At 62.6% G+C, this 791-nt stretch carries 2 protein-coding genes; both read right to left on the reverse strand.

Annotated elements, in window-relative coordinates:
• Nucleotides 1–376: ThuA domain-containing protein (locus EN991_RS38350; RefSeq protein WP_206519366.1), on the reverse strand; the 376-nt coding region annotated here is incomplete at its 3' end.
• A gap of 77 nt (nt 377–453) precedes the next feature.
• A complete protein-coding gene (locus tag EN991_RS38355) occupies nt 454–684 on the reverse strand; it encodes a hypothetical protein (protein ID WP_024502775.1) in 231 nt (76 codons plus the stop codon).
• Between the last annotated feature and the right edge of the window lie 107 nt (nt 685–791).

Genomic DNA, 791 nt, shown 5'->3' on the forward strand with positions numbered 1-791 from the left:
GCTCGCCCGCCTCGCGCCATTTCAGCGAACGGGGCGTGCCCATCAGCCGCTTGAAGATCTTTGAGTAGTGACCGGAATGGAGCACGATCAGGCCCATCCCTTCCCACACCCGCTTCTGCACCCGCTCGACGATCTCGTCCTTGACCTCGCCATGCGCCGCGTGGCCCCACCACAAAAGCACGTCGGTGGCCGCCAGGCGCTTTTCGCTCAGGCCGTGCTCGGGCTCCTGCAAGGTGGCGGTGGCCGCCTCGATGCCCTTGTCCTGGTTGAGCGCGGCGGCGATGGTGCCGTGCATCCCCAAGGGATAGAGTTCGCGCACGGCTTCATTGGTCTGCTCGTGGACGTTCTCGCCCCAAACGATCGCTTTTGTCGGCATTTTCATCTCCCAAAGCGCTTTAAATAGCACGCCCAAGGAGATTGAGAAGGTCCGATGCGATCTGGCCCGATGGAATACTAGGTCTTGCGCTTCTTGCGCCCCGGCACGGTCTTGGCCTTGCCCGGTTTCGCCGGTGCGCCGGGGATGGCGGTTCCGGTAATGGATACCGGATCGCTGGCCGGGAACGTGTCTTCAAGGCCTTCCTCGAGTTCCTCTTCGGCGCTCGGGGCTTCATGTCGCTCATGTTCGAGCGAGCGGACGGCCGATGTCTTTTTGACCGGCGACTTCGGCGCGGAATTCGACGGCATCGGCATTTCTCCCTCGGCGTGCGGATGCAGAACGAGCGTGCCCTGCAAAACGTTCCGAGTTCAGACCGCCGCGTCGCGCGATCCCTCGGACAGGAAAGTAAAGACAT

This window comes from Mesorhizobium sp. M7A.F.Ca.US.005.03.2.1 (assembly GCF_003997795.1).
GTDB classification, from domain to species: domain Bacteria; phylum Pseudomonadota; class Alphaproteobacteria; order Rhizobiales; family Rhizobiaceae; genus Mesorhizobium; species Mesorhizobium ciceri.

Coding starts and splice junctions, on each gene's coding strand:
- EN991_RS38355 (WP_024502775.1), bottom strand. CDS start 684: ATGCCGTCGAATTCCGCGCCGAAGTCGCCGGTCAAAAAGACATCGGCC.